Origin of the sequence: Phyllobacterium sp. (assembly GCF_037994425.1) — a bacterium.
Classification (GTDB): domain Bacteria; phylum Pseudomonadota; class Alphaproteobacteria; order Rhizobiales; family Rhizobiaceae; genus Phyllobacterium.
Genome location: NZ_JBBNAM010000028.1, coordinates 1 through 25,178, shown reverse-complemented (window position 1 = coordinate 25,178; position 25,178 = coordinate 1). Strand labels below are relative to the sequence as shown.

The 25,178-nt window shown below is 57.9% G+C and carries 23 protein-coding genes and 2 pseudogenes; 14 read left to right on the top strand and 11 right to left on the bottom strand.

The genetic code is table 11. The features are described 5' to 3' along the window. A partial coding sequence (locus tag AAAB35_RS01655; RefSeq protein ID WP_340666513.1) for a DNA starvation/stationary phase protection protein occupies positions 1-391 on the top strand: 391 nt, incomplete at its 5' end. A 70-nt stretch (positions 392-461) separates the two neighbouring features. Here the strand turns inward: AAAB35_RS01655 and AAAB35_RS01650 are convergent. Together AAAB35_RS01650 and AAAB35_RS01645 are read right to left on the bottom strand one after the other, a co-directional pair. After that, entirely contained in the window at positions 462-668 is a 207-nt protein-coding gene (locus tag AAAB35_RS01650; protein ID WP_340666512.1) for a hypothetical protein, read from the bottom strand. Between the two features lie 173 nt (positions 669-841). Continuing rightward, positions 842-1,108: a sel1 repeat family protein gene (locus AAAB35_RS01645; RefSeq protein WP_340666511.1), complete on the bottom strand. Its 267-nt coding sequence runs from the start codon at positions 1,106-1,108 to the stop codon at positions 842-844. Positions 1,109-1,556: 448 nt separating this feature from the next. Between AAAB35_RS01645 and AAAB35_RS01640 the strand changes: the two genes are divergently transcribed. Then, positions 1,557-1,904 (top strand): DUF2147 domain-containing protein, encoded by a 348-nt coding sequence (locus AAAB35_RS01640; RefSeq protein WP_340666510.1) that lies wholly within the window; start codon positions 1,557-1,559, stop codon positions 1,902-1,904. Positions 1,905-2,033: 129 nt separating this feature from the next. Here the strand turns inward: AAAB35_RS01640 and bla are convergent, their stop codons facing one another. Next, on the bottom strand, positions 2,034-2,924 hold the full coding sequence (bla, locus tag AAAB35_RS01635) for a class A beta-lactamase (RefSeq protein WP_340666509.1): 891 nt from the start codon (positions 2,922-2,924) through the stop codon (positions 2,034-2,036). A 197-nt stretch (positions 2,925-3,121) separates the two neighbouring features. Here bla and AAAB35_RS01630 point away from each other — a divergent pair, with 197 nt between their 5' ends. The 3 genes from AAAB35_RS01630 to chrA all read left to right on the top strand — a co-directional run bounded on the left by AAAB35_RS01630 (position 3,122) and on the right by chrA (position 6,319). Continuing rightward, positions 3,122-3,523 carry a GFA family protein gene (locus tag AAAB35_RS01630; RefSeq protein ID WP_340666508.1) on the top strand — a complete coding sequence of 134 codons (402 nt, stop codon included), beginning with the start codon at positions 3,122-3,124 and terminating at the stop codon, positions 3,521-3,523. A 566-nt stretch (positions 3,524-4,089) separates the two neighbouring features. Beyond that, on the top strand, positions 4,090-4,917 hold the full coding sequence (locus AAAB35_RS01625) for a sulfurtransferase/chromate resistance protein (RefSeq protein WP_340666507.1): 828 nt from the start codon (positions 4,090-4,092) through the stop codon (positions 4,915-4,917). Next, positions 4,910-6,319 (top strand): chromate efflux transporter, encoded by a 1,410-nt coding sequence (chrA, locus tag AAAB35_RS01620; protein WP_340666506.1) that lies wholly within the window; start codon positions 4,910-4,912, stop codon positions 6,317-6,319. Before AAAB35_RS01625 ends, chrA begins: the two co-directional genes overlap by 8 nt. 34 nt (positions 6,320-6,353) lie before the next feature. Here the strand turns inward: chrA and AAAB35_RS01615 are convergent, their stop codons facing one another. Beyond that, the gene (locus tag AAAB35_RS01615; RefSeq protein WP_340666505.1) at positions 6,354-7,055 is read right to left on the bottom strand and encodes a glutathione S-transferase N-terminal domain-containing protein; all 702 of its coding nucleotides are present in this window, start codon (positions 7,053-7,055) and stop codon (positions 6,354-6,356) included. A 185-nt stretch (positions 7,056-7,240) separates the two neighbouring features. Between AAAB35_RS01615 and AAAB35_RS01610 the strand changes: the two genes are divergently transcribed. Continuing rightward, positions 7,241-7,480, top strand: coding sequence for a hypothetical protein (locus tag AAAB35_RS01610; protein ID WP_340666504.1), 240 nt, complete (start codon positions 7,241-7,243; stop codon positions 7,478-7,480). Positions 7,481-7,513: 33 nt separating this feature from the next. Here the strand turns inward: AAAB35_RS01610 and AAAB35_RS01605 are convergent, their stop codons facing one another. Next, on the bottom strand, positions 7,514-7,744 hold the full coding sequence (locus AAAB35_RS01605) for a hypothetical protein (RefSeq protein ID WP_340666503.1): 231 nt from the start codon (positions 7,742-7,744) through the stop codon (positions 7,514-7,516). A 118-nt stretch (positions 7,745-7,862) separates the two neighbouring features. On the opposite strand from AAAB35_RS01605, the gene AAAB35_RS01600 reads away from it, so the two are divergent. After that, a complete protein-coding gene (locus AAAB35_RS01600; RefSeq protein WP_340666502.1) occupies positions 7,863-9,371 on the top strand; it encodes an AMP nucleosidase in 1,509 nt (502 codons plus the stop codon). Between the two features lie 27 nt (positions 9,372-9,398). Here the strand turns inward: AAAB35_RS01600 and AAAB35_RS01595 are convergent, their stop codons facing one another. After that, positions 9,399-10,166 (bottom strand): VOC family protein, encoded by a 768-nt coding sequence (locus tag AAAB35_RS01595; protein ID WP_340666501.1) that lies wholly within the window; start codon positions 10,164-10,166, stop codon positions 9,399-9,401. Positions 10,167-10,255: 89 nt separating this feature from the next. Between AAAB35_RS01595 and AAAB35_RS01590 the strand changes: the two genes are divergently transcribed. Further along, entirely contained in the window at positions 10,256-10,702 is a 447-nt protein-coding gene (locus AAAB35_RS01590; RefSeq protein WP_340666500.1) for a MarR family winged helix-turn-helix transcriptional regulator, read from the top strand. 3 nt (positions 10,703-10,705) lie between these two features. Here AAAB35_RS01590 and AAAB35_RS01585 read toward each other — a convergent pair whose 3' ends face one another. After that, positions 10,706-11,056: a VOC family protein gene (locus tag AAAB35_RS01585; RefSeq protein ID WP_340666499.1), complete on the bottom strand. Its 351-nt coding sequence runs from the start codon at positions 11,054-11,056 to the stop codon at positions 10,706-10,708. 267 nt (positions 11,057-11,323) lie between these two features. On the opposite strand from AAAB35_RS01585, the gene AAAB35_RS01580 reads away from it, so the two are divergent. Then, a complete protein-coding gene (locus AAAB35_RS01580; protein ID WP_340666498.1) occupies positions 11,324-12,367 on the top strand; it encodes an endonuclease/exonuclease/phosphatase family protein in 1,044 nt (347 codons plus the stop codon). A gap of 3 nt (positions 12,368-12,370) precedes the next feature. Here AAAB35_RS01580 and AAAB35_RS01575 read toward each other — a convergent pair whose 3' ends face one another. Further along, a complete protein-coding gene (locus AAAB35_RS01575; protein ID WP_340666497.1) occupies positions 12,371-14,038 on the bottom strand; it encodes an electron transfer flavoprotein-ubiquinone oxidoreductase in 1,668 nt (555 codons plus the stop codon). Between the two features lie 279 nt (positions 14,039-14,317). Here AAAB35_RS01575 and AAAB35_RS01570 point away from each other — a divergent pair, with 279 nt between their 5' ends. The 3 genes from AAAB35_RS01570 to AAAB35_RS01560 all read left to right on the top strand — a co-directional run bounded on the left by AAAB35_RS01570 (position 14,318) and on the right by AAAB35_RS01560 (position 17,157). Next, the gene (locus tag AAAB35_RS01570; protein WP_340666496.1) at positions 14,318-14,929 is read left to right on the top strand and encodes a hypothetical protein; all 612 of its coding nucleotides are present in this window, start codon (positions 14,318-14,320) and stop codon (positions 14,927-14,929) included. Positions 14,930-14,980: 51 nt separating this feature from the next. After that, positions 14,981-15,808: a uracil-DNA glycosylase gene (locus AAAB35_RS01565; protein ID WP_340666495.1), complete on the top strand. Its 828-nt coding sequence runs from the start codon at positions 14,981-14,983 to the stop codon at positions 15,806-15,808. A 101-nt stretch (positions 15,809-15,909) separates the two neighbouring features. Beyond that, complete coding sequence (locus AAAB35_RS01560) at positions 15,910-17,157, top strand: MFS transporter (protein WP_340666494.1); 1,248 nt, start codon at positions 15,910-15,912, stop codon at positions 17,155-17,157. Between the two features lie 34 nt (positions 17,158-17,191). On the opposite strand, the gene AAAB35_RS01555 is transcribed toward AAAB35_RS01560, so the two are convergent. Beyond that, positions 17,192-18,106: a DMT family transporter gene (locus AAAB35_RS01555; RefSeq protein ID WP_340666514.1), complete on the bottom strand. Its 915-nt coding sequence runs from the start codon at positions 18,104-18,106 to the stop codon at positions 17,192-17,194. Between the two features lie 274 nt (positions 18,107-18,380). Here AAAB35_RS01555 and pepN point away from each other — a divergent pair, with 274 nt between their 5' ends. Further along, on the top strand, positions 18,381-21,026 hold the full coding sequence (gene pepN, locus AAAB35_RS01550) for an aminopeptidase N (protein WP_340666493.1): 2,646 nt from the start codon (positions 18,381-18,383) through the stop codon (positions 21,024-21,026). A gap of 218 nt (positions 21,027-21,244) precedes the next feature. Then, positions 21,245-23,566, top strand: coding sequence for an ATP-binding protein (locus tag AAAB35_RS01545; protein WP_340666492.1), 2,322 nt, complete (start codon positions 21,245-21,247; stop codon positions 23,564-23,566). Here AAAB35_RS01545 and AAAB35_RS01540 read toward each other — a convergent pair. Together AAAB35_RS01540 and AAAB35_RS01535 are read right to left on the bottom strand one after the other, a co-directional pair. Beyond that, positions 23,567-23,677: pseudogene (locus AAAB35_RS01540) on the bottom strand (IS5/IS1182 family transposase); the annotation flags it as partial. 305 nt (positions 23,678-23,982) lie between these two features. Next, a pseudogene (locus AAAB35_RS01535) lies at positions 23,983-25,178 on the bottom strand (bifunctional [glutamine synthetase] adenylyltransferase/[glutamine synthetase]-adenylyl-L-tyrosine phosphorylase); the annotation flags it as partial.

The window sequence follows — 25,178 nt, the reverse complement described above, 5'->3', positions numbered from 1 at the left end:
CAAGAATTTCCACTGGCATATGAGCGGCCCCCACTTTCGCGACTATCACCTGATGCTCGATGAGCAAGGGGAGCAGATCTTCGCCATGACGGACGTTCTTGCAGAACGGGTCCGCAAGATTGGCGGCACCACTCTCAAATCGATCGGGCAGATCGCATCGAAGCAGCGCATCCTCGATAATGATGCGAATTTCGTAACGCCTGAAGACATGATCGCCGAGCTTCGCGACGACAACAAAAGCTTCGTCAGCTACCTACGCCAGGTCCATGAACTCTGCAGCGAGTATAATGACAGTGCCACGACCAGCATTATCGAAAACTATATCGACGAGTCGGAAAGGCGGCACTGGTTCCTGTTTGAGGCGACGCGGGTTGGCCCGGCCAGCGTTTGAGTAGACCATGTCAGAACTCCGACCGCTTGAGCGGTCGGGGTCTTCGCAAGCGCCACCGCTTATAGATCACCTAGTCGTTGGCCCTGGCAAATCGCGCCCGCTGAATGTTATCCTGGGTGTCAGCGATCATCGTCTCAACCGATGAAATGTTGAGGGCCAGGGTGGCAATTTTCTGCAAGGTGTTGTTGTCCGGAAATGTCTTCGTCTTGGCTGAGGTCATTATCAGTTGCCGTTGCGCAGCCGTCAGCCTCGCCAGCAATTCTTCGAGTTCGTCCATGGATGTCCCGTCCGCCGTGTAGAGGCAATAAATACATACCTATAGTTGTGTCTTAACAACAATACTATCTTATATTGCAATCACAATCTTGTGTCCTTAAGCAGCGATGCGGCTAGCCGTTGGGTGCAGGGGTGAACACGCTGCACGCCAAGGTTGTATGACGATTGGACCGCTCAGTGTGTCGTCATCCATTCGCGCGCTTCGCGCAGGGCAGTTGCGAGATCGGTCTTGGACATTGTCTTTGCAAGTTCGGCCCGGAGTTCCGCGGCCCGGTCGCAGCCCTTGATGGCCGCAATGTTGAACCATTTGTGTGCGGCCACCACGTCGATGGCGCAATCGCGACCGGTTGCGTACATGATGCCGATTTCGAAGAGGATATCGGTCTGCGCGGAACCACCAGCGTCGCCGGTATCGATATGCTGAAGATCAAAGCGTGCCATATCAGTCAAACCCCTTGTTGAACCAAATTCGTGTCGAACGAAAAGCCCTGTTAGACTTCTGAGAACCGCCGTTTGTTTGTTTTGACGTGCTCTTTCGATGCTTTCGAGAATGAATGAGAGGCTTGAAATTGCTGTTAAGGGCCATGATTAACCGGGCCCAAACAAAACAAAAACAACTCGTAAACTTCGCGATTCATTAAATATAGCAATCCAGCAATTGCGGGCATTTGGCGAAAAATTGCCTAAAATCCGATTGGACGACTTGAAGAGTTTGATAACCACGCTCGCGATTTGCAATGAAAGGGCCGCATTGCACGCGCACCCATACCATCGGTTTCAAATCAGGGAATTCGGCAGGGACATCCCTTTCCTTAACTTTTTTGAATTACGTTTACGTTTGCGTAAGACAGACGATGCTGGAGAAATCGCCTGGAATCGGGAGGAAAATATGAAACGCAAGATTCTTTTGGCCTGCACCGGCCTTATCCTTATGGCCGGCCCTGCCCTTGCAGAAGAAGCGATCGTCGGATCGTGGAAGCGGCCAAACGGCACTATCATCCAATATTCGTCCTGCGGGACAGATACCTATTGCGGTACGGTGATGACCGGCGAATACAAGGGAAAATCCATCGGTTCCATGTCTGGCAAGAGCGGGTCCTACAAGGGCACGGTGAACAAGCTCGACGAGGGCAAGACCTATAATGGCAAGGCAACGGCGACTGGAACGAAACTATCGCTTTCGGGCTGCGTCATGGGTGGCCTCATCTGCAAGAGCGAGAGCCTTACCCGCCAATAACAACGGCTTGTAGGCACCGCACTGGAGCGTCTTCAACTAAACGAGAAACGCTAAACCCGGACATGACGCTCAGTCGGCCCGGGTCTTTCTATTTAGACGCGCCAATGGCATAGTCGCTGGCGTGATACGTCAGATATTCTCGGCCACGAGACGGGCGACCTTCTGGTGGATTTCATTGCGGCTGTCCGCGGTTCCCTTGGGATCGTATAGATAGACTGCGAGCAGGATCGGCTTGCGGCTGGGCGGCCAGATCACCGCAATGTCGTTGGCCATGCCGCTGTCGCTTGTTCCGGTCTTGTCGCCAACATTCCAGTCCTTCGGCAGTCCGCCGCGCAACCGCTTGTCGCCGGTCTTGCTGGCAAGCATCCATTCGATCAACTGGTCACGCGAGGATCCCGAGAGGGCATTGCCCAGAACCGTCTTCTGCAGATCCTTGAGAATGTCTGCAGGGGTAATCGTATCCCGCGGATCCCCTGGCTTCGCCTCATTGAGTTCGGTCTCGCGGCGGTCCAGCCGAAACGTTGCGTCGCCGAGACTGCGCGCATACTGAGTCAGTCCCTTCGGTCCGCCGATATTGTCGAGCAGGAGATTGCCGGCCGTATTGTCGCTCAATGTGATCGCAGCTTCGCAGAGCGCGCCAAGTGTCATGCCATCGTCGACATGCTTTCCCGTGGCAGGTGAACCGGCGACGAGATCGCCCTTCTTATAGGTAATGGTCCGGTCGAGCTGTTCTTCCTTGCGATCGACCCGTGCCAGCACCGCAGCGGCCGCCAGAAACTTGAATGTACTGCACATTGCAAAGCGTTCGTGGGAACGATACTCGATCTTGCTGTCGCTAGCAGTATCGAGCGCGGCAACGCCAAGGCGCGCACCGGTCTTCGCTTCGAGATCCTTGAACGCAGCGTCGAGGTCCACCCGCTCTGACGGAACTGCAAAGGCAGAAGCCGCCGGCAGCGATAGGGCCGGTATTGCCAGCATCGAGGCGATCAGGGCTTTCCGGCGCGTAATACGACCACTCATTTCTCATCTCCATTCCAAGGGTTTGACATGCAATTCTTGCGTGGTGGAAGCTGATATCCGAACTGGCAATTTCCAAGGAGAAACTGTGACGAAAAAGAGCGCTGCAACTTGACGGGCCGGAATTCTACCTATAATAAACCATTTAGTTATTTAACCATTTGGTATTCACTCGTGCAGATCGATTTGAGGAGTGCAGAATGCGAAAGACCTATCATGGGAGCTGCCATTGCGGCGCGGTTCGTTTCGAGGCGGACGTCGATCTCGATCAGGGCACGAGCAAATGCAATTGCTCGGTCTGTGCCAAAGCTCGATTCTGGAAGGTGATTGTCGGTGCTGGTGAAATGCGGATGATTGCGGGAGCCGATAATCTGACCGAATATCGGTTTGGCCGGAATGCCATTACCCATTTCTTTTGCCGGACATGCGGCGTGAAACCTTTTGGCCAGGGGGAAATGGAAGGCACCGGGAAATTCTATGGGGTGAACGTCGCCTGCCTCGATGATCTCCCAGTCGAAGAATTGGCGGCCGCTCCTTTGGAGTTTCAGGACGGGCTGCATGACCATTGGGAGCAACGGCCGGTTGAAGTGCGCCATCTTTAGGCAAAAATGGCGTACAGACAAAATGAGTCAGTGAAATCAGCATTCTAGCTCGTAAAAGTGCTTTTATTACAGTCTATTAGACTAATGTCTAATTGTTTGGAACAATCATTTCACCTATTAAGAAATTGATTTTAGCGTGTAGTTGTTTTCGAAATGCCCAGTTGTTGAAGACTTTTATCCTGCGGTTGCTGGAGTCTTAGGTACCCAGTCGTTCGTGTGCAAGCCCTCCCTGCACACGAACCCGAGAATTCGGGAGGATCAGGAATAGAATGGCGCGTAGGCCATTCGTTTCTTGAAACACTTGCCCGACTTGTTAGCGGGCTAAGGCAACCGCAGGAGCCATATGCTCGAGCAGTTCCCTCGCTGGTTACGGGCAAAACAACAGGCAGCCATGGATGTCCCCCCATGGCTACTTTTTTGTTCGGGTGAGCCGAAAGCGCTATCGGTTTTCTTGACATAATTCCGTTTCGTGACAATCATATTGTCATGGGGATTGCGATCTCCCCACGAGGCGACATGCCCAAGTATCGCGTCCAGAAACCCGACTCTTAACGGAGGGACGCGAAATGTCTTCAACGACAACAATTTCACACGAAAAATTGGCACGGCTCATCGGTACACCGGCCTGTCCCGTGCTCATCGACGTTCGGACGGATGAGGATTTCGCGCTTGATCAGCGCCTAATCCCGGGTTCGCGCAGACGGTCGCACAAAAAAATCGAGACCTGGCGCGATGAAGCCGACGGAAAGCGGGCCATCGTCGTCTGCCAGCAGGGCAAGAAACTCAGCGAAGGATCCGCAGCGCTGCTGCGCCATCATGGCGTACCGGCTGAAACGCTTGAGGGAGGTTATGAGGCCTGGGTTGCAGCATCTCTGCCTCTCATTCCCGTGTCGCGGCTGCCCGCCCCCGACCATAACGGAAGGACGGTCTGGGTCACGCGCGCACGACCGAAGATAGATAGAATTGCCTGCCCGTGGCTCATCCGTCGGTTTGTCGATCCGGACGCGGTGTTTTTGTTCGTCACTCCCTCAGAGGTGGAGGCCGTGGCGGACCGATTTGGCGCGGCGCCCTTTGACATTGAAAACGTATTCTGGAGCCATCGCGGCGAATTCTGCACATTTGACGTGATGGTAGAAGAGTTCGGTCTCACGTCAGATCCGCTGGCGCGGCTTGCCACCATCGTGCGCGGCGCGGATACGGCCCGGCCCGAACTTGCTCCCGAAGCACCGGGCCTGCTTGCCGCATCACTCGGTTTGTCGCGCATGTATTCCGACGACCTTGAACAGTTGGAAGCGGGCATGACGTTGTATGACGCATTCTATCGATGGTGCCGCGATGCTACGGCCGAAACGCACAATTGGCCAAACCGGAAGCCCGGTCCGCGAGATGACTGACCTAGCGCGCAAAAGGGTTGAGGCTCCGTCCGAAACTCCAAGCCACCATGACATCTCGTTCGGCGAGGCCCTGCGCGTCTGGGCGCGCATTGCCTCGCTGAGCTTCGGTGGCCCTGCCGGTCAAATTGCGGTGATGCACCGCATCCTGGTCGATGAGAAACGCTGGATCGGCGAGAACAGGTTCCTGCATGCGCTCAACTACTGCATGCTGTTGCCTGGTCCAGAAGCGCAGCAGCTCGCGACCTATATCGGCTGGCTCCTGCACCGCACCAAGGGCGGTCTCGCTGCCGGCGCGCTGTTCGTCCTTCCCGGCTTCCTGTCGATCCTTGCGCTCAGCATCATCTACGTGTCGTTCGGAAATGTCGGGGTGGTGGCCGGCCTCTTCTTCGGACTGAAGGCGGCGGTGCTGGCAATCGTTTTGCAAGCAGTGGTGCGGATTGGCGGGCGCGCGCTCAAGAACGGCGTCATGGTAGCCATCGCCGTTGCAGCTTTCGTAGCAATCTTCGTCCTGCACGTGCCCTTTCCACTGATCATCCTCATCGCGGCGGTGATCGGCTTCATAGGTGGAAAGGCCGGATCGCCCCTGTTTCAATTGGGCGGGGGTCATGGCAATGCCGGGCCAGGACTTGCCGACGCTGATTCCGCGCTTGGCGAAGGAGTGCCTGATCATGCGCGGCCCAACCTTGCCTGGTCGCTCAAAATAGGTGCAGGTTTTCTTTTACTCTGGCTTGGGCCCATCGCCATCATCGTCCTTACCCTTGGACAGGACAGCGTGTTCAGCCAGATCGGCATTTTCTTCAGCAAAATGGCAATGGTGACATTTGGCGGGGCCTATGCGGTTCTTTCCTACGTCGCCCAGCAGGCCGTCCAGCATTACGGATGGTTGCAGCCGAGTGAGATGCTCGACGGGCTCGGCATGGCGGAGACGACGCCAGGGCCATTGATCATGGTGGTGCAGTTTGTCGGTTTTCTTGGTGCGTACCGCGCCCCGGGCTCGCTGCCGCCCCTGACAGCCGCCGTACTTGCCTCGATCCTGACGACATGGGTAACGTTCGTGCCCTGCTTCCTTTGGATTTTCCTTGGCGCGCCCTTCATAGAACAGCTTCGCAGCAACCGGGCGCTGACCGGCGCAATGACAGCGATTACGGCGGCAGTGGTCGGCGTGATAGCAAATCTCGCCGTGTGGTTTGCGCTACATGTGATATTCGCCGAGGTCGTACGGTGGGAGGTGCTGGGCATCGCGATCGATGTGCCGGTCCCATCCTCGGCCAACCTGCCTTCCGTGGTACTAACGCTCGGCGCAATCACCGCCATTTTCTGGCTGAAACGGGGAATGATTCCAACGCTTCTCGCCACGTCCCTGGCCGGCATGGCGTGGTATCTGTTGTATGGATCGAGTTGAAGCCCTTTCCAAACAGGGCTTCAACGCGTGAAGATTAGCGCGCTCGCTGCCCGAACAGGACTTTCTTGGCTTCTTCGTCGTCGGCGATATTGCGCCGTTCCTCCTTGCCGAGTTCCACACCCCGCTGCACGGCGGGACGCGCGCCTATGGCCTCGAACCAACGCTTCAGATGGGGAAATTCATTCAGGTCCTGGCCTTGATTGGCATGGGGAACGACCCAGCCATAGGCCGCCATGTCGGCAATGGAATAATCGCCCGCGAGATAGTCGCGCTCTGCGAGTCGACGGTTCATGACGCCATAGAGGCGGTTGACCTCATTCGTATAGCGATTGATCGCATAGCCGATCTTCTCGGGGGCATATTGACGGAAGTGATGTGCCTGACCGGCCATCGGCCCGAGGCCGCCCACCTGCCAGAACAGCCATTCCTCCACCGCAACGCGTGTACGCTCATCCTGCGGATAGAACTTTCCGAATTTCCGGCCAAGATATTGCAGGATAGCGCCGGATTCGAACACCGATATGGGTTTTCCATCCGGCCCCTCGGGGTCGATGATGGCCGGCATGCGATTATTCGGAGCGATTTTCAGAAACGACGGCTCGAACTGGTCGCCCTTGCCAATATTGACGAGCTTGAGTTCGTAAGGAACGCCAAGTTCCTCGAGCATGATGGAAATCTTCCAGCCGTTGGGCGTCGGCCAGTAGTAGAGTTCGATCGGCTTGGTCTGAGAGGTCATAGGAGTCTCCATGCGTGGGGGATGTCCCGAAACACATAGGGCTCCCCTCGCCGTTCACAAGGTGCGCCGGATATTTACGGTTGAACGCCAGATGAACGGCAGCCTCAGCTTTGGTTCAGCGCCGCCCCCCTAATTTCCATTGCAGACGATGTCAGACCCGAAGTGGGGCAAGGAGAAGCCGGACCATGATGCGATCGACAGCAATTTTTTCGCTGCATTTCCTGCGGGCGCTGATCTTTTCCGCGATCCTCTTTGGGCCGGTCTTGGCATTTGCCGCGAGCTATGAAAGCCGCTCGCCGTCAAATGGCGGGCCTTGTCCTTCTCGTCGCTTTGCAGCGCGTTTGACGCTAGCGGCCGGCATGGGAATGTCATCATCAAGGCGGTTGCTGGCGGTGATTATCGGCCTCTCCGGCCCGGTGCCCTGAAACAGCCCACCCGCGCGCTACTGGCGTGCCCTATTACTTGCGTAGCGAGCGGCTGATTTCGGCAAGCGTTCCCAAGGCGACTGAAACGAGAACAGTGTAGACGGCGTGGTCGAGCCACGCGCCCGGAGATGGGGCGGTTGTGTATCGCGACAGCGACTCATTGGGAAAATAACCTTGCATGAAGAGGATTGCGCCAAGGAATTGCAGCACCCCGAAAAGTGCAAAGAAGAATGCTGCCACATAGCTTATGCGCGTAAAAAACACCCGAACCTCCCTTGGCGGACCGCACAAGCAAAGGTGCGCCGATTCGATTAACAAAGGGAAATGCGCAGTAATTTGCAATAGTTTTCCAAAGTTCACACAGACCTATTATATTGGGAGGATGGATAAACGAATCGGAACGAGAAAGCCCGTCACCATCAGCATGCCGCCGCATGTCGAGCCTGAAGAGTTCATGGATGAGCACGCCGCCGTCGAGGCGCTGGGTCGACTGTATCAGCGCAATACGCAGTTCCTGCGCGACGCATTCGACAAGGTCGCAAAAGGTGAAGCCAAAGACACACTGCATTTTCGCGCCTTCTATCCCGAAGTCCGGCTTTCCACCTCGAGCTATGCCCAGATCGACTCCCGCCTCGCCTTCGGTCACGTATCTTCGCCCGGACAATACGCAGCAACCATCACGAGGCCCGATCTTTTCAGCAGCTACCTCGAAGAGCAGATCAAGCTCCTGATCCGCAATCATGGCGGACCGGTGACTGTGCAGGAATCGACGACGCCGATCCCGATCCATTTTGCCTTCCTCGAAGGCACTTATGTGGAATCCTCGATCGCGGATGCGTTCACGCGTCCGCTGCGCGACCTCTTTGATGTTCCCGACCTCAATGCGACCGACGACCGGATCGTCAATGGTGAATATGAGGCCGACGACCTCGACAGCATCATGCCGCTCTCGCCCTTCACGGCCCAGCGCGTGGACTATTCCCTGCACCGATTGTCACACTATACGGCGACTCATCCGGTGCATTTCCAAAATTACGTCCTGTTCACCAACTATCAGTTCTATATCGATGAGTTCTGCCTCTGGGCGCGCAAGCTCATGGCGGCCGGTGGTGGCGGTTACGAGCGTTTCGTCGAGCCGGTGAACCTCATCACCGAAGCGGGCAACGATGCACCGACATCGGGTGTGCCCGCCGGCCGCCTACCGCAAATGCCGGCCTATCACCTCGAACGCAGCGATGGTTTCGGGATCACTATGGTCAATATCGGCGTAGGTCCCTCCAACGCCAAGACGATCACGGACCATATCGCGGTGCTTCGTCCACACGCCTGGCTGATGCTCGGGCATTGCGCGGGCCTGCGCAACACGCAAGCGCTCGGCGATTATGTGCTTGCTCATGCCTATGTGCGCGAGGACCACGTGCTCGATGACGACTTGCCGGTTTGGGTGCCGATCCCCGCGCTTGCCGAGGTGCAGGTGGCACTTGAACAGGCGGTTGCCGAAATCACCGGCCTCGAAGGCTATGATTTGAAGCGCATCATGCGCACCGGCACGGTCGCCACGATCGACAACCGCAATTGGGAATTGCGCGACCAGCGCGGGCCGGTCAAGCGATTGTCGCAATCACGCGCCATCGCGCTCGACATGGAATCGGCAACTATCGCCGCTAACGGCTTCCGGTTCCGCGTTCCCTACGGCACGCTGCTCTGCGTTTCCGACAAGCCGCTGCACGGCGAGTTGAAATTGCCAGGCATGGCGACGGAGTTCTACAAGCGCCAGGTCGCCCAGCACTTGCAGATAGGTATTCGCGCGCTTGAGAAGCTGGCCGAAATGCCACCCGAGAAACTGCACTCACGCAAACTGCGCAGCTTCTACGAGATGGCATTCCAATAAGCCATCAAGCGTCAGGTCGCTCCAGGCTCAATTGCGCATGCCGACCAGGCAGAACATGGCGCCTTGGGGATCAAGACATTGCAGGATAAAGGCGCCGCCGGGCACTTCCTGTGGTCCGAACAACACTTGGCCACCCTTGCTCTTGACCCGTTCTCCTGCCGCATCGATATTTTCGACACAGAAGTAGAAATTCCAAATCGGCGGAGCAGACTTGTCCATCCGGTTCATCATCCCGCCGATTGCCTCGGCGCCATTTGCGAAGAGCTGATAGGTCCCCACCTCGCCCATATCCATCGCCTTGTCCTTGGTCCAGCCGAACAGCTTCGAATAGAAGGCAAACGCACTTTCCCAGTTTTCGGTGTTGAGTTCGTGCCAGCCGATCGTGCCCGGCGTCGGGGGTTTCGGCATATCGCCCTGATCCGTCATTGTTGGCGCAAACAACTGGAATGTCGCTCCCTGCGGGTCGGCGACGACGGCAAAGCGGCCGACATTGGGTATATCGGCTGGCTCGCGAAACACCTTCCCGCCGAGCTCCTTTACTTCAGCGGCCTTGGCATCGACGTCTTGCGCCCAGATATAACCGGTCCATGCCGGCTTCATGTCCGGACCGCAATCTTCTGGAATGGCCATGAGGCCAGCAACCGGCGCCGCACCGACATTCAGCAAAGTGTATTGCATATCCGGATGACCTGAATCCTTGGGGTCCCAGCCAACGACGTCACTATAAAAGCGCTCTGCTGCCGGCGCGTCGCTCGTCATTAACTCATACCAAATGAAATTACCGGTTGTGGTCATGTTAGTACCTCCTCCATGATTGCCCGGGACTATATCGAACTCTAGTGATTAAATGTTGACAATTAGGTTGATATCAACATATATAAGCCATGTCAAAGCCGATTTCCGTACCTTTCGAGACCACACTTTACGTTCGCGATGCATGCATGTGTCTTGCCGTCCAACGCGCTGCGCGGGCCCTCGGCCGCCGCTTCGATGATGCGTTGCGACCATATGATCTGACGAATGGCCAGTTCTCGCTGTTGATGTCGCTCAACCGGCCGCAGCCGCCGAATTTGCGTTCAGTGGCATCACTCCTCGCCATGGACCGCACAACGCTGACCGCAGCGCTCAAACCCCTGGAGCGTCGCGGTCTTGTGAAAGTCGCAGCGGATCCCGCCGACAAACGCAGCAGGTTGATGGCGCTGACGCCAAACGGCATGAAGCTTTTGACCGACGTTCTGCCCATTTGGACTAAGACACATAGAGAGCTTGAAAGCCTGCTCGGCAATGAAGAGCACGACCGTCTGCTCGGCAATCTCACCAAGCTTCTTTGATTGTCATGCGTGAGAAAGGATGTTCACGATCCTGCCCGACGGATCGCGGACATAAAATCGGCGAACGCCCCAAGGCTCGTCGGCGATGCCATAGGTAATTTCATATCCCGCCTTCATCGCCTGCGAATAGACGCGATCCACATCATCGACTTCGATCGACAGATCAGGAACGGGGGTGCCCGAACCACCTTCGGTTGCGACGCTGAGTTGCGGCTGGGCCAGGGCATCGGAAGCAAATGTCACTATCCAGCCATGGTCCATCACCACTTCGAGGCCGAGCAGTGTCCCGTAGAAGGCGCGAGCACTGCTTGGATCGGAAACGGCCAGGTTAGCCATAATGCGCTTGACGGTCATCGATTTTTCTCTGGGCCAAAACTGGAAAGAAGATCGGGGCGGAGGGACGTCATCCCCTCGCAGGTCCAGCGATAACTGCCGTCCTGGTTGAACTGGCTCGCGCCGATTGAGTCATGAGGCATAGTGACCTCATTTTCAAGTGATGACCCTTTTTTTGTCGCCTGTTAATGGCGCCGGAACGCGTTGCTCGAGATCGTCCGCGCCTGGCGGGCCCACCCTCAAAATCACCATCTTGATTGCGTCGCAATTGCCGGTTTAATGCGAGCCATGACGACCAATTCTACGCGTTCGCGGGTCAGGCTCGCTGCTGTCCTAATACCAAGTCTGTTCTCGGTTCCGCTGGTCTTGGGCTTTTTCGGCGGGGCGCATCCGCTGTTCGACGCCTTCGCGCATTTCCGCGTACATCTCGCAGTCCTGATGGCCATCTCGGCGATACCGGCGCTTTTCCTCGGTCTTTGGCGCGAGGGTCTAATGTCGATGGCTTTTGCGCTGACGGCGCTGGCGACCGTGCTGGTTCCAACATCGCCCGCCTCGGAAGCCGGACAGTCGGCGTCCTCCGCAAATGGGAGCCTGCCCGAATTCAAATTGATGCAGCTCAACCTTCGCTACAACAATCACGATCAGGCAGAAGTCATCCGATTGATCGCGCGCGAAACTCCGGACGTGATCACCCTGCAGGAGGCTTCCAACGACTGGCAATCCAGATTGAAGGCCGTTGAAGCCCGCTATCCTCACAATGTCTTTTGCCCGAGCACGAAACGCATCGGTGGCGTTGCCATCCTGTCGCGGCGGCCCTTCGCTCTTGGCACGACGCCACACTGTGTCGGCAACAGCCTGATGGCTTTGGCACGCATCGATTTCGGCGGCCGTAGCGCCCTCATAGCCTCCGTGCATCTCGGCTGGCCGTGGCCCTTTGAACAGGCGACTAATGTCGAAGAGATACAGCCATATTTGCTGCGACTTGGTGGACCCATGATACTTGCGGGCGATTTCAACGCTGTACCATGGAGCCAAACGATCAGGAACATCATCGACGCCAGCAACACGCATCTGGTCGACGGACTACGCCCGAGTTGGCTGATCAATGGCGCCTTCGCCCACGCCGCGCGCTGGATCGGACTGCCGATCGATCATGTCCTCGTCTCAGGTAGGATATCGGCAAGAACGATCGATACACTTCGGCCGGTAGGCTCCGACCACCTGCCAATCATGTTGCGCTTTTCAGTCGACGGTACGGATGAAAACGGACCTGACGAGCAGACAGTCAGGCTCCGTAATCAGACGCAGCCCGGCGCGACGGCCGGGCTTTGAGTGCTACATGCTGGTATAAACCGGACCCTCGCCGCCCTGCGGCGGGACCCAGTTGATGTTCTGATTGGGGTCTTTGATATCGCAGGTTTTGCAATGAACGCAATTCTGCGCGTTGATAACGAATTTCGGGCCGGACGCCTCCTCAACCCACTCGTAGACCCCGGCCGGACAATACCGCGAGGACGGGCCGGCAAAAATATCGTGCTCGGAGGTCTTTTGGAGCCCAGGGTCCTTGACGATGAGGTGAACCGGTTCGTTTTCTTCGTGGTTCGTGTTCGACAGGAACACCGAGGACAGCCGATCGAACGTCAGAACGCCATCGGGTTTCGGATAGGCAATGGGGCTATGTTGGCTCGCGGGTTCCAGCGAGGCGGCATCGGTCTTCCCGTGTTTCCAGGTGCCGAAAGGCGACCAGCCGCCAAAAATGGTGTTGAGCCACATATCGAGGCCACCGAGCATCACGCCGCCGATGGTGCCGAGCTTTGACCACATCGGCTTGACATTGCGCACCCGCTTCAAATCCTTGCCGATTTCGCTGGAGCGCCAGGCATTCTCGTAAGTGACGAGTTCGTCGTTAGCGCGGCCCGCAGCGAGGGCCTCCGCAACATGTTCGGCGGCCAGCATGCCGGAGAGCATGGCATTGTGCGATCCCTTGATGCGCGGCACGTTGACGAAGCCTGCTGAGCAGCCGATCAGCGCGCCGCCCGGGAACGAAAGTTTCGGCACCGACTGCCAGCCGCCCTCGGTGATGGCACGCGCGCCATAGGAAAGCCGCTTGCCGCCTTCGAACGTGCCACGGATAGCCGGATGCGTCTTGAAGCGCTGGAACTCCTCAAATGGGGAAAGGTAGGGATTCTTGTAGTTGAGATGCATGACGAAGCCGACAGCGACCGTATTGTCCTCAAGGTGATAGAGGAACGATCCACCGCCGGTCTTCATGTCGAGCGGCCAACCGAATGAGTGCTGCACCAGGCCGAGCTTGTGCTTGGCGGGGTCGATCTGCCAAAGCTCCTTGAGGCCGATGCCGTATTTTGCCGGCTCCCTACCTTCGTCGAGCTTGAACTTGTTGATCAACTGCTTGGCGAGCGATCCGCGCGCGCCTTCGGCGATTAGGACATACTTACCAAGGAGGGCCATGCCGCGTGTATAGGCGGGGCCGTGCGTTCCGTCCTTTTCAATGCCCATGTCGCCGGTTGCAACGCCGATGACGGAACCGCTGTCGTCATAGAGGACTTCCGAGCCGGCGAAGCCAGGATAAATCTCAACGCCGAGTTCTTCTGCCTTGGTGCCGAGCCAGCGACAGACATTTCCGAGCGAGACGATGAAATTGCCATGATTGTTCATCAGGGGCGGCATCGCGAAGTTGGGCAAGCGGATCGAGCCCGAGTGCCCGAGCACGAGGAAATGGTCGGCCGTTACCGGCGTCTTGAAGGGATGCCCCTCCTCATCACGCCAGCCGGGCAGCAGTTTGTCGACGCCGATCGGGTCGACCACAGCGCCAGATAAGATATGAGCTCCGATCTCGCCGCCTTTTTCGAGCACGACGACGGAAAGTTCAGGATTGATCTGCTTGAGCCTGATGGCTGCCGAGAGGCCCGACGGCCCGCCCCCCACGATCACGACATCAAACTCCATGCTTTCGCGCTCTGGAAGTTCTGGTGTCTCGCTCATGCTTTCCTCCTGAATTCTTAGTACGTGCCCCGTAACACGATTCCTGCCCGTGTTTTTCCGATTTGTAACGCAACAATAGCCGCAAGACAGTGGCTAGAACGGATTCCAGATGCGGCCAATTGCCCTCATCTTACGACGAGCGCGGCGATTCATAATTTACCTTGACGTAAACGTCAATCAACTGCTGCCTTGTGACAGTTGCGCCTTGTGGCATTTCGTTCATACTTAGCCACGAACATAGGCGAAGCTGGCGCCCATCTTCTAATGATTGGAGACCGGATGACACTGCCCCGGGCAATCTGGATGCTCAAAGGCCTCCTCGCCGTCGCTTTGCTGTTCGCCACCCCTGTTTCTACCGCAATTTCGGCCGAAGAATCCGAACTTTGGACAGCCGGGCCGTACACCTTTTCCGACGAACTTGGTGGCTTCACAATCCGATCCATCAGCGGCACGGGTACGCTGAAGGATCCCATTATCCTTACCGAGGAATTTCATTCGGCGACCCCGACAACCCTCGTCATCAGAACGGACAGGGTAGCCCTTGCAAATCCAAGCGAAGATGCCGGCATTCTGTTCTACCTACAAGTTCGAGCCATTAACGGCAGCGGGCACCCCTGGATCGAGTTTGAATTCGAGTTGCAGGAGCAGTTAAATGTGCCGAGCGATTATGGTGATGGCCTTTCCTTCTATCAGCCCGGCGACAAGACCGGCATGATCAAGTCCAAAGGCTTTGCGCATTACAGCGACGATTTCGAGCCCTACGACCGCCTTGCTTTCAACGGTGGCAAGCTCGATCCGGGCGAGAATGCGACGTTCCAGTTTCCAATTGCCGATTTCACGCCGAAGCGGGTGTTCTATCTCGTGCAGGACCCGCGCATTCCATCCTCTTGAACTTGCAATCGTCCGCACAATTTGCAACGTCAGAGGAAAAGGATCACCCATTTGCCGAACCTTCGCGAACTGCTGCACTTCTATGCCGAGGCCGGTGTCGACACGCCGCTCGAGGACGTGCCCATCGACAGGTTTTCGCAAGTCGAAGTGAAGCGCGCGCCGCCGGCGGCCGCCTCCTCCCCTGCAACCGAGCCCGCGTCAACACCGCCAGAGCGTGCACAAACAGGCGTGGCCTCTCCGGCACTCGCCAAGGCGTCGGTGCCCGACGACGCCAAAATCGCCATGGCGCGCCAGCTTGCAGCGAGCGCGCGATCGCTCGAGGAATTGCGTGAGCAGCTTGCCGCGTTCGATGGCTGCAATCTGAAATTTACCGCAAAGAATCTCGTCTTTGCCGATGGTGATCCCACCGCATCCATCATGTTTGTCGGCGAAGCGCCCGGACGCGAGGAAGATCTGGAGGGCGTACCCTTCATTGGCCGCTCGGGTCAGTTGCTTGATCGAATGTTTGCCGCAATTGGCCTTGACCGCACCAGCGTCTACATCGCCAATACTATTCCGTGGCGTCCGCCGGGCAACCGGACGCCGACGCCGCTCGAAACCGAGATTTGCCGACCCTTTTTCGAACGGCAGGTCGAGCTGGCCAATCCAAAGCTTCTGGTTGCCCTCGGCGGACCGGCGGCTAAGGCCCTGACCAATGCGAGCGACGGCATCTTGCGGCTGCGCGGCAAGTGGAAGAGCCATCTCACACCGTCGGGCATGGAGATTCCGGTGATGCCGACGCTCCATCCAGCCTATCTCCTGCGCAATGCCGCGCAAAAGCGCTTTGCGTGGCGCGATTTTGTCAGCATCAAAATGCGGTTGCGCACGTTGACCGAATAATCCATACGCCTTGGCGCAAAACTGGAATGGCAGTGTCGTAATTATTGGCTTGCGAGCCGACTGAAACCTGTAGTTTCCAGATCGAAACGCAGGACGCTTTGATGTTTCTCCAACTCTTGCCGATAACGGCCCTATTGGCCAGCACGTTCCTGATGCTGACGGCGGGAGGCCTCGCAGGAATTCTGTTGCCGCTGCGCGCGGGCATAGAGGGCTGGTCGCCGACAACGATCGGCTGGCTCGGAACGGGCTACGCACTCGCGTTCACCGCCGGCTGCATTGTTGTGCCGCGGCTCGTCCGACGTGTCGGACATGTACGTGTCTTTGCCGTTCTGCTGACGTTGCTCAGCATGTCTATGCTGTTGCACGGACTGATCATCGACCCATGGGCTTGGACCGTCTTTCGCGCGCTTGCCGGCTTTTCGCTCGCCGGCAGCTATATGGTCATCGAGAGCTGGCTCAACGAGCGGGTGACCAATGCGACGCGTGGCATGGTATTTTCGATCTACATGATCGTCTCGATGATCGGACTGCTTGTCGGACAGTACATCCTGCCGTTCGGTAACCCGGCGACGCAGGCGCTGTTCATGATCGGGGCCCTCATCTACGCGGCTGCCCTTATACCGACAGGCCTGTCGAATGCGCAGTCGCCGCGCCCCCTCACCCAGGTTTCGCTGGACCTGCCGGGGCTCTACCGCAAGTCGCCGGCAGCGCTGGTCGGGTCTTTGCTTGCGGGCATCATCGCGGGCGCCTGGAATTTTCTTTCAGCTGTCTACGGACGAGACATCGGACTTTCGACTTTTGGCATCGCGACAATGATCGCGGCGTCGATGATCGGCGGCGCGATCTTCCAATATCCCATCGGCCGCATCTCGGATTTCATCGACCGGCGCTATGTGATGGTCGTGGCCGGAATAGGTGGTGTGGCCATATCGCTGACAATGATCATGCTGCAGCCGACGACGCCATGGATGATCTATACGCTGATGTTCGCCTTCGGGACCGTGTTATTCCCCATCTACTCGCTCAACGTGGCGCATGCGAACGATTTTGCCGAGCCAAGCGAATTCGTGAAGGTCTCGAGCGGGCTCCTCATCGTCTACGGTGTAGGTAGCATGATCGGGCCTCAGATCGCGGGGCGTCTCATGGATCTCAACGGTCCGTCGGGATTCTTCGTAACGATGGCGATTACGTATGCAGCCTATGGATTCTATGCGTTCTGGCGCAGTCTGCGCCGTGCCGCGCAATCGCCTTCCACCCGGCCCGATTTCGCAATCCGGCCGCATGACCGGCCGCAGACGCCGGAAACGCTGCAGTTGCACCCGTTGAGCGAAGTCGCACAGGGCGAATAATAGTGAGAGCGGCTCTTCTTTAGATCGAAGCGTTCTAGCCCTGTGGCGTCGATGCCTTGCGCGCTCGTGCGCGGGCCAATCCCAGCCGGTGTTCGCGGTATATGATGAATATGCCGGCGCTGATAACGATCGCAGCGCCCGTTATCATTTCTGCAGTCGGAATATCGCCGAACAGCAAATAACCGATTGCTATCCCAAGCAGCATGGACGTGTATTCGAATGGCGCTATCGTCGACATGTCTGCGTGCCGGTAACTTTCCGTCAAAAGGATCTGCGCTACGCCGCCTGCGATCCCGGCCATGATGAGATAGGTCGCCTGCAGGCCCGTCGGCCACACCCAGCCGAAAGGAAAGCTCACCAAGGCGATGAGGCTCGACGCGATCGAGAAATAGACGACGATGGTCGGCGTGCGCTCCGTCTGCACCAGCTTGCGGACCAGGAGCATGGCGATGGCAGCAAGACCGGCACCACCGAGCGTGGCGAGCGCGCCAATTGCCTGATCGCCGCCAAATTCGGTTTCGCCCGTAAAGAAAGACATGCGCGGCCATAGGATGATCAGTACGCCAACGAGCCCGAAGCATACCGCCGACCAGCGGTAGAGGCGCACTGTCTCGCGCAAGAAGATGGCGCTGCACACGACAGTCAGGAGCGGCGTCGCGTAGCTGATCGCAATCGATTCCGGCAGCGGAAGCTTGGTAAGGCCATAGAAGCTGAGGCTCATTGCACTGACGCCTACGAAGCCGCGCCAGAAATGGCTGAAGGGCTCGCTTGTCTTGAACGCGACTGTCATCTGTCCCTGCCAGGCGATGAAGGCAATGACCGGAAATATCGCAAAGAAGGAGCGGAAAAAGACAAGCTGGCCGGCGGGAATCCCATCCGAGGCCTTGAGCAGGCTCGACATACAGACGAAGACACAGACAGAGGCGACTTTCAGACCAATTCCGAGCATCGCATTGGTCGTACGCAGTTTGTCTGCAACGGGCGGTTCACCTTCTTGCGGGTGAACGATAGTGGTCACGACGAGGATTCCTTGGGGGTACACGGCAAGCGAGCTGTAAGGGGGTGGAAACTGATATATCTATATGCTTGTTTGCACAGGCGTACCAGACGGAAATCCGATCACGTTGCGTTTGGCGCGCAAACATTCGGGTGATCGCCGTGACCAGGGTTCCATCGCGGCGAAACTTGTCCTAGGTTCCGGCACCACATAAGGATTTTTGATAATGCGTACCGATACCGGCAAGATTTTTCATCTGGAAGATTATAAGCCGACCGACTTCCTCATCCCCGAGACTCATCTGGAATTCGCGCTTGATCCCGAGTGCACCATCGTCAAATCTCGTCTTGTGATCGAACGCCGTGTGGGCGTCGGCGCAGATGTTCCGCTCGTTCTTGACGGCGATGAACTCAAGCTCGTCGATATCCGCATTGATGGCGCACCGCTCGGTGACAACGCCTATATGGCTTCGCCCGAGCGCCTCGAAATTCGCGGCCTCCCTGAAAGTGGCAGATTCACGCTCGAAATCACCACCGAGGTCAACCCGACCCTCAATCGGCAACTAACCGGCCTCTACCGCTCCAGCGGCGTCTATTGCACCCAGTGCGAGGCCGAAGGCTTTCGTCGCATGACCTATTTTCTCGACCGGCCGGACCTCCTTTCCGTCTATACGGTCCGCATCGAGGCGCTCGGCAGCGAAGCGCCGCTGCTGCTTTCGAATGGGAACCCCAAAGATAAGGGGGCGCTTACCGATGGCCGGCACTACGCGGTGTGGCATGACCCGCACCCCAAACCCGCCTATCTCTTCGCGCTTGTTGCCGGAGACCTTGGCGTGATTACCGACACGTTCACGACGGCTTCGAGCCGCCACGTCGATCTCGGCATCTATGTCGAGCACGGCAAGGAGGCCCGCGCGCTCTATGCGATGGACGCCCTCAAGCGTTCCATGAAATGGGATGAGGACGTTTTCGGCCGAGAATACGATCTTGACGTCTTCAACGTCGTCGCCGTTTCCGATTTCAACATGGGCGCGATGGAGAACAAGGGGCTCAACGTCTTTAACGACAAATATGTTCTTGCCGATCCCGATACGGGCACCGACGCCGACTATGCCGGTATTGAAGCCGTCATCGCCCACGAATATTTCCATAATTGGACAGGCAATAGAATCACTTGCCGCGACTGGTTCCAGCTTTGCCTGAAGGAAGGTCTTACCGTCTATCGCGATCATGAATTCTCGGCTGACATGCGCTCGCGGCCGGTCAAGCGTATCGCAGAGGTAAAGGCGTTGAAGGCGCACCAGTTTCCCGAGGATGCCGGCCCGCTTGCCCACCCGGTGCGTCCGCGCCAGTTCCGCGAAATCAACAATTTCTACACCTCGACCGTCTACGAGAAGGGCTCCGAGGTGGTGCGCATGATCCGCACGATCCTTGGACCGGAACTCTTCCGCAAGGGCATGGACCTTTATTTCGAACGCCACGATGGCGACGCTGCAACCATCGAAGATTTCGTCAAGGTCTTCGAGGATGTGTCAGGCGAGGATCTCAGCCAGTTCGCACTCTGGTACGACCAGGCGGGAACGCCCAATCTCGCAGTCACCTACGACTACGACCAGGCGACCAAGACCTTCGAGATCGAAATCGAGCAGTCGCTGAAGCCGACGCCCGGACAGGCGTCGAAAAAGCCGATGCACATTCCGATCAAGTTTGGCCTGCTCGGCGCAAAGGGCCGCGAACTGAAGCCGCGGTCGGCGAAGGGCGGCCTCGTCAAGGGCGACGTGATCCATTTGCGCAAGCGGAAGGAACGCTTCAGCCTCTCGGGCATCGCCGAGCGTCCCGTGCCATCGCTGCTACGCGGCTTCTCGGCGCCGGTCACGATGACGAGCGAGTTGACCCGTACGGATCTTATCTTTCTCGCCCGCAACGATGGCGACGAGGTCAACCGCTGGCAGGCACTGACGGAACTGCTAAATAGCAAGCTCACCAGCAATGCCAAGCGCATTCGCGGCGACAAGCCGGCGACGATCGAAAGTTCCTCGATCAAATTGCTCGGCGAAATCGCGGCCAACGTCACTCTCGATGAAGCGTTCCGGGCTCTATGCCTCAGCATCCCGTCCGAAAGTGATATTGCACGCGAACTCGGCGCAAATATCGACCCCGATGCGATCCTTGCAAGTCGCGACGCACTGATCAAATCCGTAGCGGAAGCCAATGTGGAAAAGTTCGCGCGGATATATGACGAACTCGTCGACGGCGGACCGTTTCAGCCCGATGCCGCGAGCGCGGGCCGGCGTTCGCTGCGCAACGTTTTGCTTGATTACCTGAGCGTTGCCGAAGCCGATCCGAAACGCGCTGCTGGCCAGTTTGATGGTGCGGATAATATGACTGATCGCGCGGCCGCGTTGCACGTCCTTGTCCAGCGCTTCAGCGAAAGCCACGCGACCAGTCAGGCGCTCAAGGCGTTCGAGCATCGCTTCGGCAATGACGCGCTTGTCATGGATAAATGGTTCATCGTCCAGGCGATGCAGCCGGGCGCCGAAGCGCTTGGCAAGGTGCAGGGCCTCATGAGGCACAAGCTGTTCTCGCTCGATAATCCGAACCGCACCCGCGCGCTTGTCGGGGCTTTCGCTAGCGGCAATCAGACCGGATTCAATCGCGCCGACGGCAAGGGCTATGCCTTCTTTGCAGAGACGATCCTGTCGATCGAAAAGAAGAACCCACAGCTTGCAGCGCGCCTTTTGACGGCCATGCGCTCGTGGCGCTCTTTCGAGCCGATAAGGCGCGAACATGCCCGCGAAGCGCTGGCCAGCATTGCGAAGGTCGGCGGCCTTTCGGCCGACGTGCGCGATATCGTCGAACGGACACTGGCTTGAACTAGCTCCATCGTCGCATCGAGAACCTGGATTTTGAGTCATTTCAAGGTGTTACGATCCGTCCTTTCATTTAAGCGGCGGAATGCCTAAAGTATTGATAAATATTTAACAAAGGGACTAGACACGCAGAATCAGTTTTGATTCACTACAGGTGCTTCGGATGTGCGGCGTGCCGAAGCAAATCACGGGACACAAAGACAAATCGAGGGGGCCATTCAATGGCAAATGCGGACGCGTATCGCGCGCCGACGGGGAAGATTTACGCCAAGGACCAGGCAACTGCGCGGGGGCGCAGCCGGCTCTCCGGCCACGTCAAACTCCTTGCCGACCCCGCCTACGGCAAGCTCCTTGCCACCGAGCCCTACCTGCGCCGTGCCATCCCACCGCTGATCGTCATTTTCCTCGTCGTTCTTGCTGTCATTCGTTCGACGTCGCTTCTCGCCTGGCGCGATGACGCCGAGCGGACCGCACGCGCTACGCTTTCCCTGGCCGCCACCCATATGGCAAGCATTATCGACAATCGCATGAATGGCGGCCAGAAGCTGGGGCGCGGCGACCTTCAGAACATCATCGCCGAAATCCGCGCCAGCGATCTCATTCCGGAAGGCATGTGGTTCGCCGTCGCCGATGCCGATGCGCGCATCGTCGTCTCATCCGAGGGCGGCGAACGTTGGCGCGATCGCAATCTCGAAACGTTTGTTACAGAGGGCCAGCCCTTGTTTCTCTTTGGCGAGCGCGCCGGAACGATGCCGGTCAAGGTTGAGGGCACGCCCGCCTTTGCCGCATTCAGCCGTACCGCCAACGCAGTCCATTCGGTCTTCGTCATGCAGCCGGTGGAAGATGTCTTTGCCGATTGGCGCCGCACCGTCTCCGTCAATGTGACGATGTTCGCAGGAACGGCGACTATCATGCTGATCGTGCTTTACGCCTATTTCAGCCAGGCGGCGCGAGCTCAGGATGCCGACGAACTCTACCAACACACACAGGCGCGGGTCGATACTGCCCTCGCCCGCGGCCGCTGCGGCCTCTGGGACTGGGACATGGCACGCGGACGGGTCTATTGGTCGCGCTCCATGTACGAAATGCTCGGCTACGAGGCGCATGACGCGATCCTCTCGCTCGGCGACATATCTTCGATCATCCATCCAGACGACGACAAGCTCTATAGCGTCGCCTCTCAGGTCGCCGCCGGCGAAATCAACCAGATGGATCGCGTGTTCCGCATGCGTCACGCCGAGGGCCATTGGGTATGGATGCGCGTGCGTGCCCAGGTGGCGGGTGAAGGCGACCTTCATCTCGTCGGCGTGGCCGTGGATGTGAGCGAGCAGCATCGCTTTGCCCAGGCGACCGCGCAGGCCGACCAACGCATCCGCGAAGCAATCGAGAGCATCTCAGAGACGTTTGTCATCTGGGATGCAGACAACCGCCTCGTCATGTCCAACGGCAAGTTCAACGAATATTCGGGCCTGGCCAATGAGTGCCTCTTGCCCGGCATCGGCCGAGACGAACTCGAGCCTCGCATCCGTGCCGTCGCCTTCGAAAAGCGCATGGCCAATGAAAACGGGCGCAATGGTGCGCTGACGTTCGAACGGCAGCTTGCAGACGGGCGATGGCTGCAGGTCAACGAGCGGCGGACGCAGGATGGCGGTCTGGTCTCCGTCGGCACCGACATCACCCAGTTGAAAGTGCACGAAGAGCGGCTGATCGACAGCGAGCGCCGCCTGATGGCAACGATCCACGATCTCAGCCTCGCCCGGAAGTCTGAAGTCGAGCGTACGCTTGAGCTTACCGAGCTCAACAGCAAATATGTGGTGGAGAAGGAGCGCGCCGAGGCCGCGAACCGTGCGAAATCAGAGTTCCTCGCCAACATGTCGCACGAATTGCGCACACCGCTCAACGCCATCATCGGCTTTTCGGAGATCATGCATTCGGGAACCTTCGGCGAGCTCGGCTCCGACCGCTATGTCGAATATGTCCACGACATCCACACCAGCGGCAATTATCTGCTCAACGTTATCAATGACATCCTCGACATGTCGAAGATCGAGGCCGGTCAATTTTCGCTCGACCGCGAGGAAATCGACCTTTGCCCGCTCATCCACGAGACCGTCCGCGTCATTTCCCTGCAAGCCCAGGAAAAGGATATCAAGGTCGATACGCGAATCGCCGACAGCGTCACCATCGATGCCGACCGCCGTGCGATCAAGCAGGTGCTGCTCAATCTCCTGTCAAATGCCGTGAAGTTTACCGACACGGGCGGACGCATATCCGTGCGGGCGCGCAAGGTCTCGGGTGCACTGGTCTTCACCGTCGAAGATACGGGCTGCGGCATCCCGAAATCGGCGCTGAAAAAGATCGGCCAGCCCTTCGAACAGGTGGAAAACCAGTTCACCAAGTCGCATGCCGGCTCGGGCCTTGGCCTTGCCATCTCCCGTTCGTTGACTGAACTACATGGCGGCGCGCTAAAGATACGCTCGACCGAGGGCGTCGGAACGATCGTCTCGGTGCGTATCCCGACGCGGTCGATGGAAGTCGCTTAGCTAGGCCGTAGACTCATAAGCTCGGAGCCACGGCCGCATCGAGGCGAGTTGGATCATGGCGAGGAAGTAGGCGGCGAGCTTGTCGTAGCGGGTAGCGACGCGGCGGAAGTGTGCGGCAGGCCTCGCTGCTTGTTGGGCCGCAGCGGTCCGATGAAGCGCCGCTCGAAGTCGGTCAGATCGTATCGGCTCATGCCGATGCTGAATCAGAGTTCCACCCAATGGGCAAGACCGCCAGCCTATGACCGCGCTTGCCTCGCCGTTGGCCATCACGCCGCATACTCACTATGATTCCAATTGATTGTGAGAGGAAGGCAATGCCGATTTACGAGGGTCGGCTGCGCACCAGTTCATTCTGAACCGAAATTTGGTCTCAGCAAAAGGACCGTTGCCGCTCGAACACCGCGACCACCCGCCTTTTATGAGTTCACGACCGAGTTCTTCTTCGCCTTCTGCAGCAATTCATCAAACGTCTTGCGCACCGAAGCCGCTGTCTCCCGAAGTTGCGCCTCGACATGATCGAGATCGGGAAGATCACAGGCACTGCAGAGGAGGTCGCCAAGGCCGGGAGGAAAGTCCTCGCGCTTCACATCCCCGTCCAGACAAAGGCGGATGATTTGGGTAACGCCGGTGTAGAGATTCGCCGCCTCAACCAGTCTGTCTGCGGTTGCCGGATCGACAAAGTCAGGCTTGAGTTTGCGCAGCACCTCGGCAGTCGACAAGGCAACGACGGGCCCTTCGACATTGCCGGTAAGCACGGCAAACTGCGCGATAAATTCGAGATCGATGATGCCGCCAGCGACAAGCTTCAGGTCCCAGGCGTCGGTCGGAGGCTTTTCGGTTTCGATCAGGGTGCGCATTTCGGCTGCATCCTTGGCGATTTTCGCCTGATCGCGCGGCATCGCGAGGATCCCCACGACCTCTTCCTGAATTTCAGGAAAGAACGAGGCATCGCCTGCAACCGTCCGTGCCCGCGTGAGAGCCATATGTTCCCAAGTCCAGGCATCGGTCCGCTGGTACTTGCGGAAGGCATCGATATGAGTCGCGACCGGACCCTTGTTGCCAGAGGGGCGCAGGCGGAAATCGACTTCGTACAGCACCCCTTCAGCTGTCGGCGCCGACAGGGCCGCGATAAGCCGCTGCGTCAGACGCATATAATATTGCGAGGGAGCCAGACCCTTTTCGCCGTCCGATTCTTCCGCATCTTCGTCGTGATCGTAGAGCAAGATGAGATCGACGTCAGAGCCGGCGGTTAACTCGCGGCTGCCAAGCTTGCCCATACCGAGAATGGCAATGCGTCCGCCGCTGATGCGGCCGTGTCTTACGGCGAATTCCTCGACGACCGCCTGCAGTGCGCGATCGATGACCAGATCTGCAAGATCCGAAAAAGCCTTGCCGGCGCGCACCCCATCGATCGCGCCTGTGAGCAGGCGAATGCCGATGAGAAACCGGTGCTCCGCAGCGAAAATGCGCAATCGATCGAGAATGTCCTCGTAAACCTTGGAGGGGCCGAGAAAATTTTCCAGCCGCTCGGCAAGATAGCTCCGGGTCGGAACATCGGCGAAAATAGCGGGATCGAGCATCCCGTCGAATATGTGCGGCTTGCGCGTGATGA

Excerpts from the sequence above, each read along its gene's own strand:
- AAAB35_RS01650 (WP_340666512.1), bottom strand. The coding sequence starts at position 668 with ATGGACGAACTCGAAGAATTGCTGGCGAGGCTGACGGCTGCGCAACGG.
- AAAB35_RS01645 (WP_340666511.1), bottom strand. The coding sequence starts at position 1,108 with ATGGCACGCTTTGATCTTCAGCATATCGATACCGGCGACGCTGGTGGT.
- AAAB35_RS01640 (WP_340666510.1), top strand. The coding sequence starts at position 1,557 with ATGAAACGCAAGATTCTTTTGGCCTGCACCGGCCTTATCCTTATGGCC.
- bla (WP_340666509.1), bottom strand. The coding sequence starts at position 2,924 with ATGAGTGGTCGTATTACGCGCCGGAAAGCCCTGATCGCCTCGATGCTG.
- AAAB35_RS01630 (WP_340666508.1), top strand. The coding sequence starts at position 3,122 with ATGCGAAAGACCTATCATGGGAGCTGCCATTGCGGCGCGGTTCGTTTC.
- AAAB35_RS01625 (WP_340666507.1), top strand. The coding sequence starts at position 4,090 with ATGTCTTCAACGACAACAATTTCACACGAAAAATTGGCACGGCTCATC.
- chrA (WP_340666506.1), top strand. The coding sequence starts at position 4,910 with ATGACTGACCTAGCGCGCAAAAGGGTTGAGGCTCCGTCCGAAACTCCA.
- AAAB35_RS01615 (WP_340666505.1), bottom strand. The coding sequence starts at position 7,055 with ATGACCTCTCAGACCAAGCCGATCGAACTCTACTACTGGCCGACGCCC.
- AAAB35_RS01610 (WP_340666504.1), top strand. The coding sequence starts at position 7,241 with ATGATGCGATCGACAGCAATTTTTTCGCTGCATTTCCTGCGGGCGCTG.
- AAAB35_RS01600 (WP_340666502.1), top strand. The coding sequence starts at position 7,863 with ATGGATAAACGAATCGGAACGAGAAAGCCCGTCACCATCAGCATGCCG.
- AAAB35_RS01595 (WP_340666501.1), bottom strand. The coding sequence starts at position 10,166 with ATGACCACAACCGGTAATTTCATTTGGTATGAGTTAATGACGAGCGAC.
- AAAB35_RS01590 (WP_340666500.1), top strand. The coding sequence starts at position 10,256 with ATGTCAAAGCCGATTTCCGTACCTTTCGAGACCACACTTTACGTTCGC.
- AAAB35_RS01585 (WP_340666499.1), bottom strand. The coding sequence starts at position 11,056 with ATGACCGTCAAGCGCATTATGGCTAACCTGGCCGTTTCCGATCCAAGC.
- AAAB35_RS01580 (WP_340666498.1), top strand. The coding sequence starts at position 11,324 with ATGACGACCAATTCTACGCGTTCGCGGGTCAGGCTCGCTGCTGTCCTA.
- AAAB35_RS01575 (WP_340666497.1), bottom strand. The coding sequence starts at position 14,038 with ATGAGCGAGACACCAGAACTTCCAGAGCGCGAAAGCATGGAGTTTGAT.
- AAAB35_RS01570 (WP_340666496.1), top strand. The coding sequence starts at position 14,318 with ATGACACTGCCCCGGGCAATCTGGATGCTCAAAGGCCTCCTCGCCGTC.
- AAAB35_RS01560 (WP_340666494.1), top strand. The coding sequence starts at position 15,910 with ATGTTTCTCCAACTCTTGCCGATAACGGCCCTATTGGCCAGCACGTTC.
- AAAB35_RS01555 (WP_340666514.1), bottom strand. The coding sequence starts at position 18,106 with ATGCTCGGAATTGGTCTGAAAGTCGCCTCTGTCTGTGTCTTCGTCTGT.
- pepN (WP_340666493.1), top strand. The coding sequence starts at position 18,381 with ATGCGTACCGATACCGGCAAGATTTTTCATCTGGAAGATTATAAGCCG.
- AAAB35_RS01545 (WP_340666492.1), top strand. The coding sequence starts at position 21,245 with ATGGCAAATGCGGACGCGTATCGCGCGCCGACGGGGAAGATTTACGCC.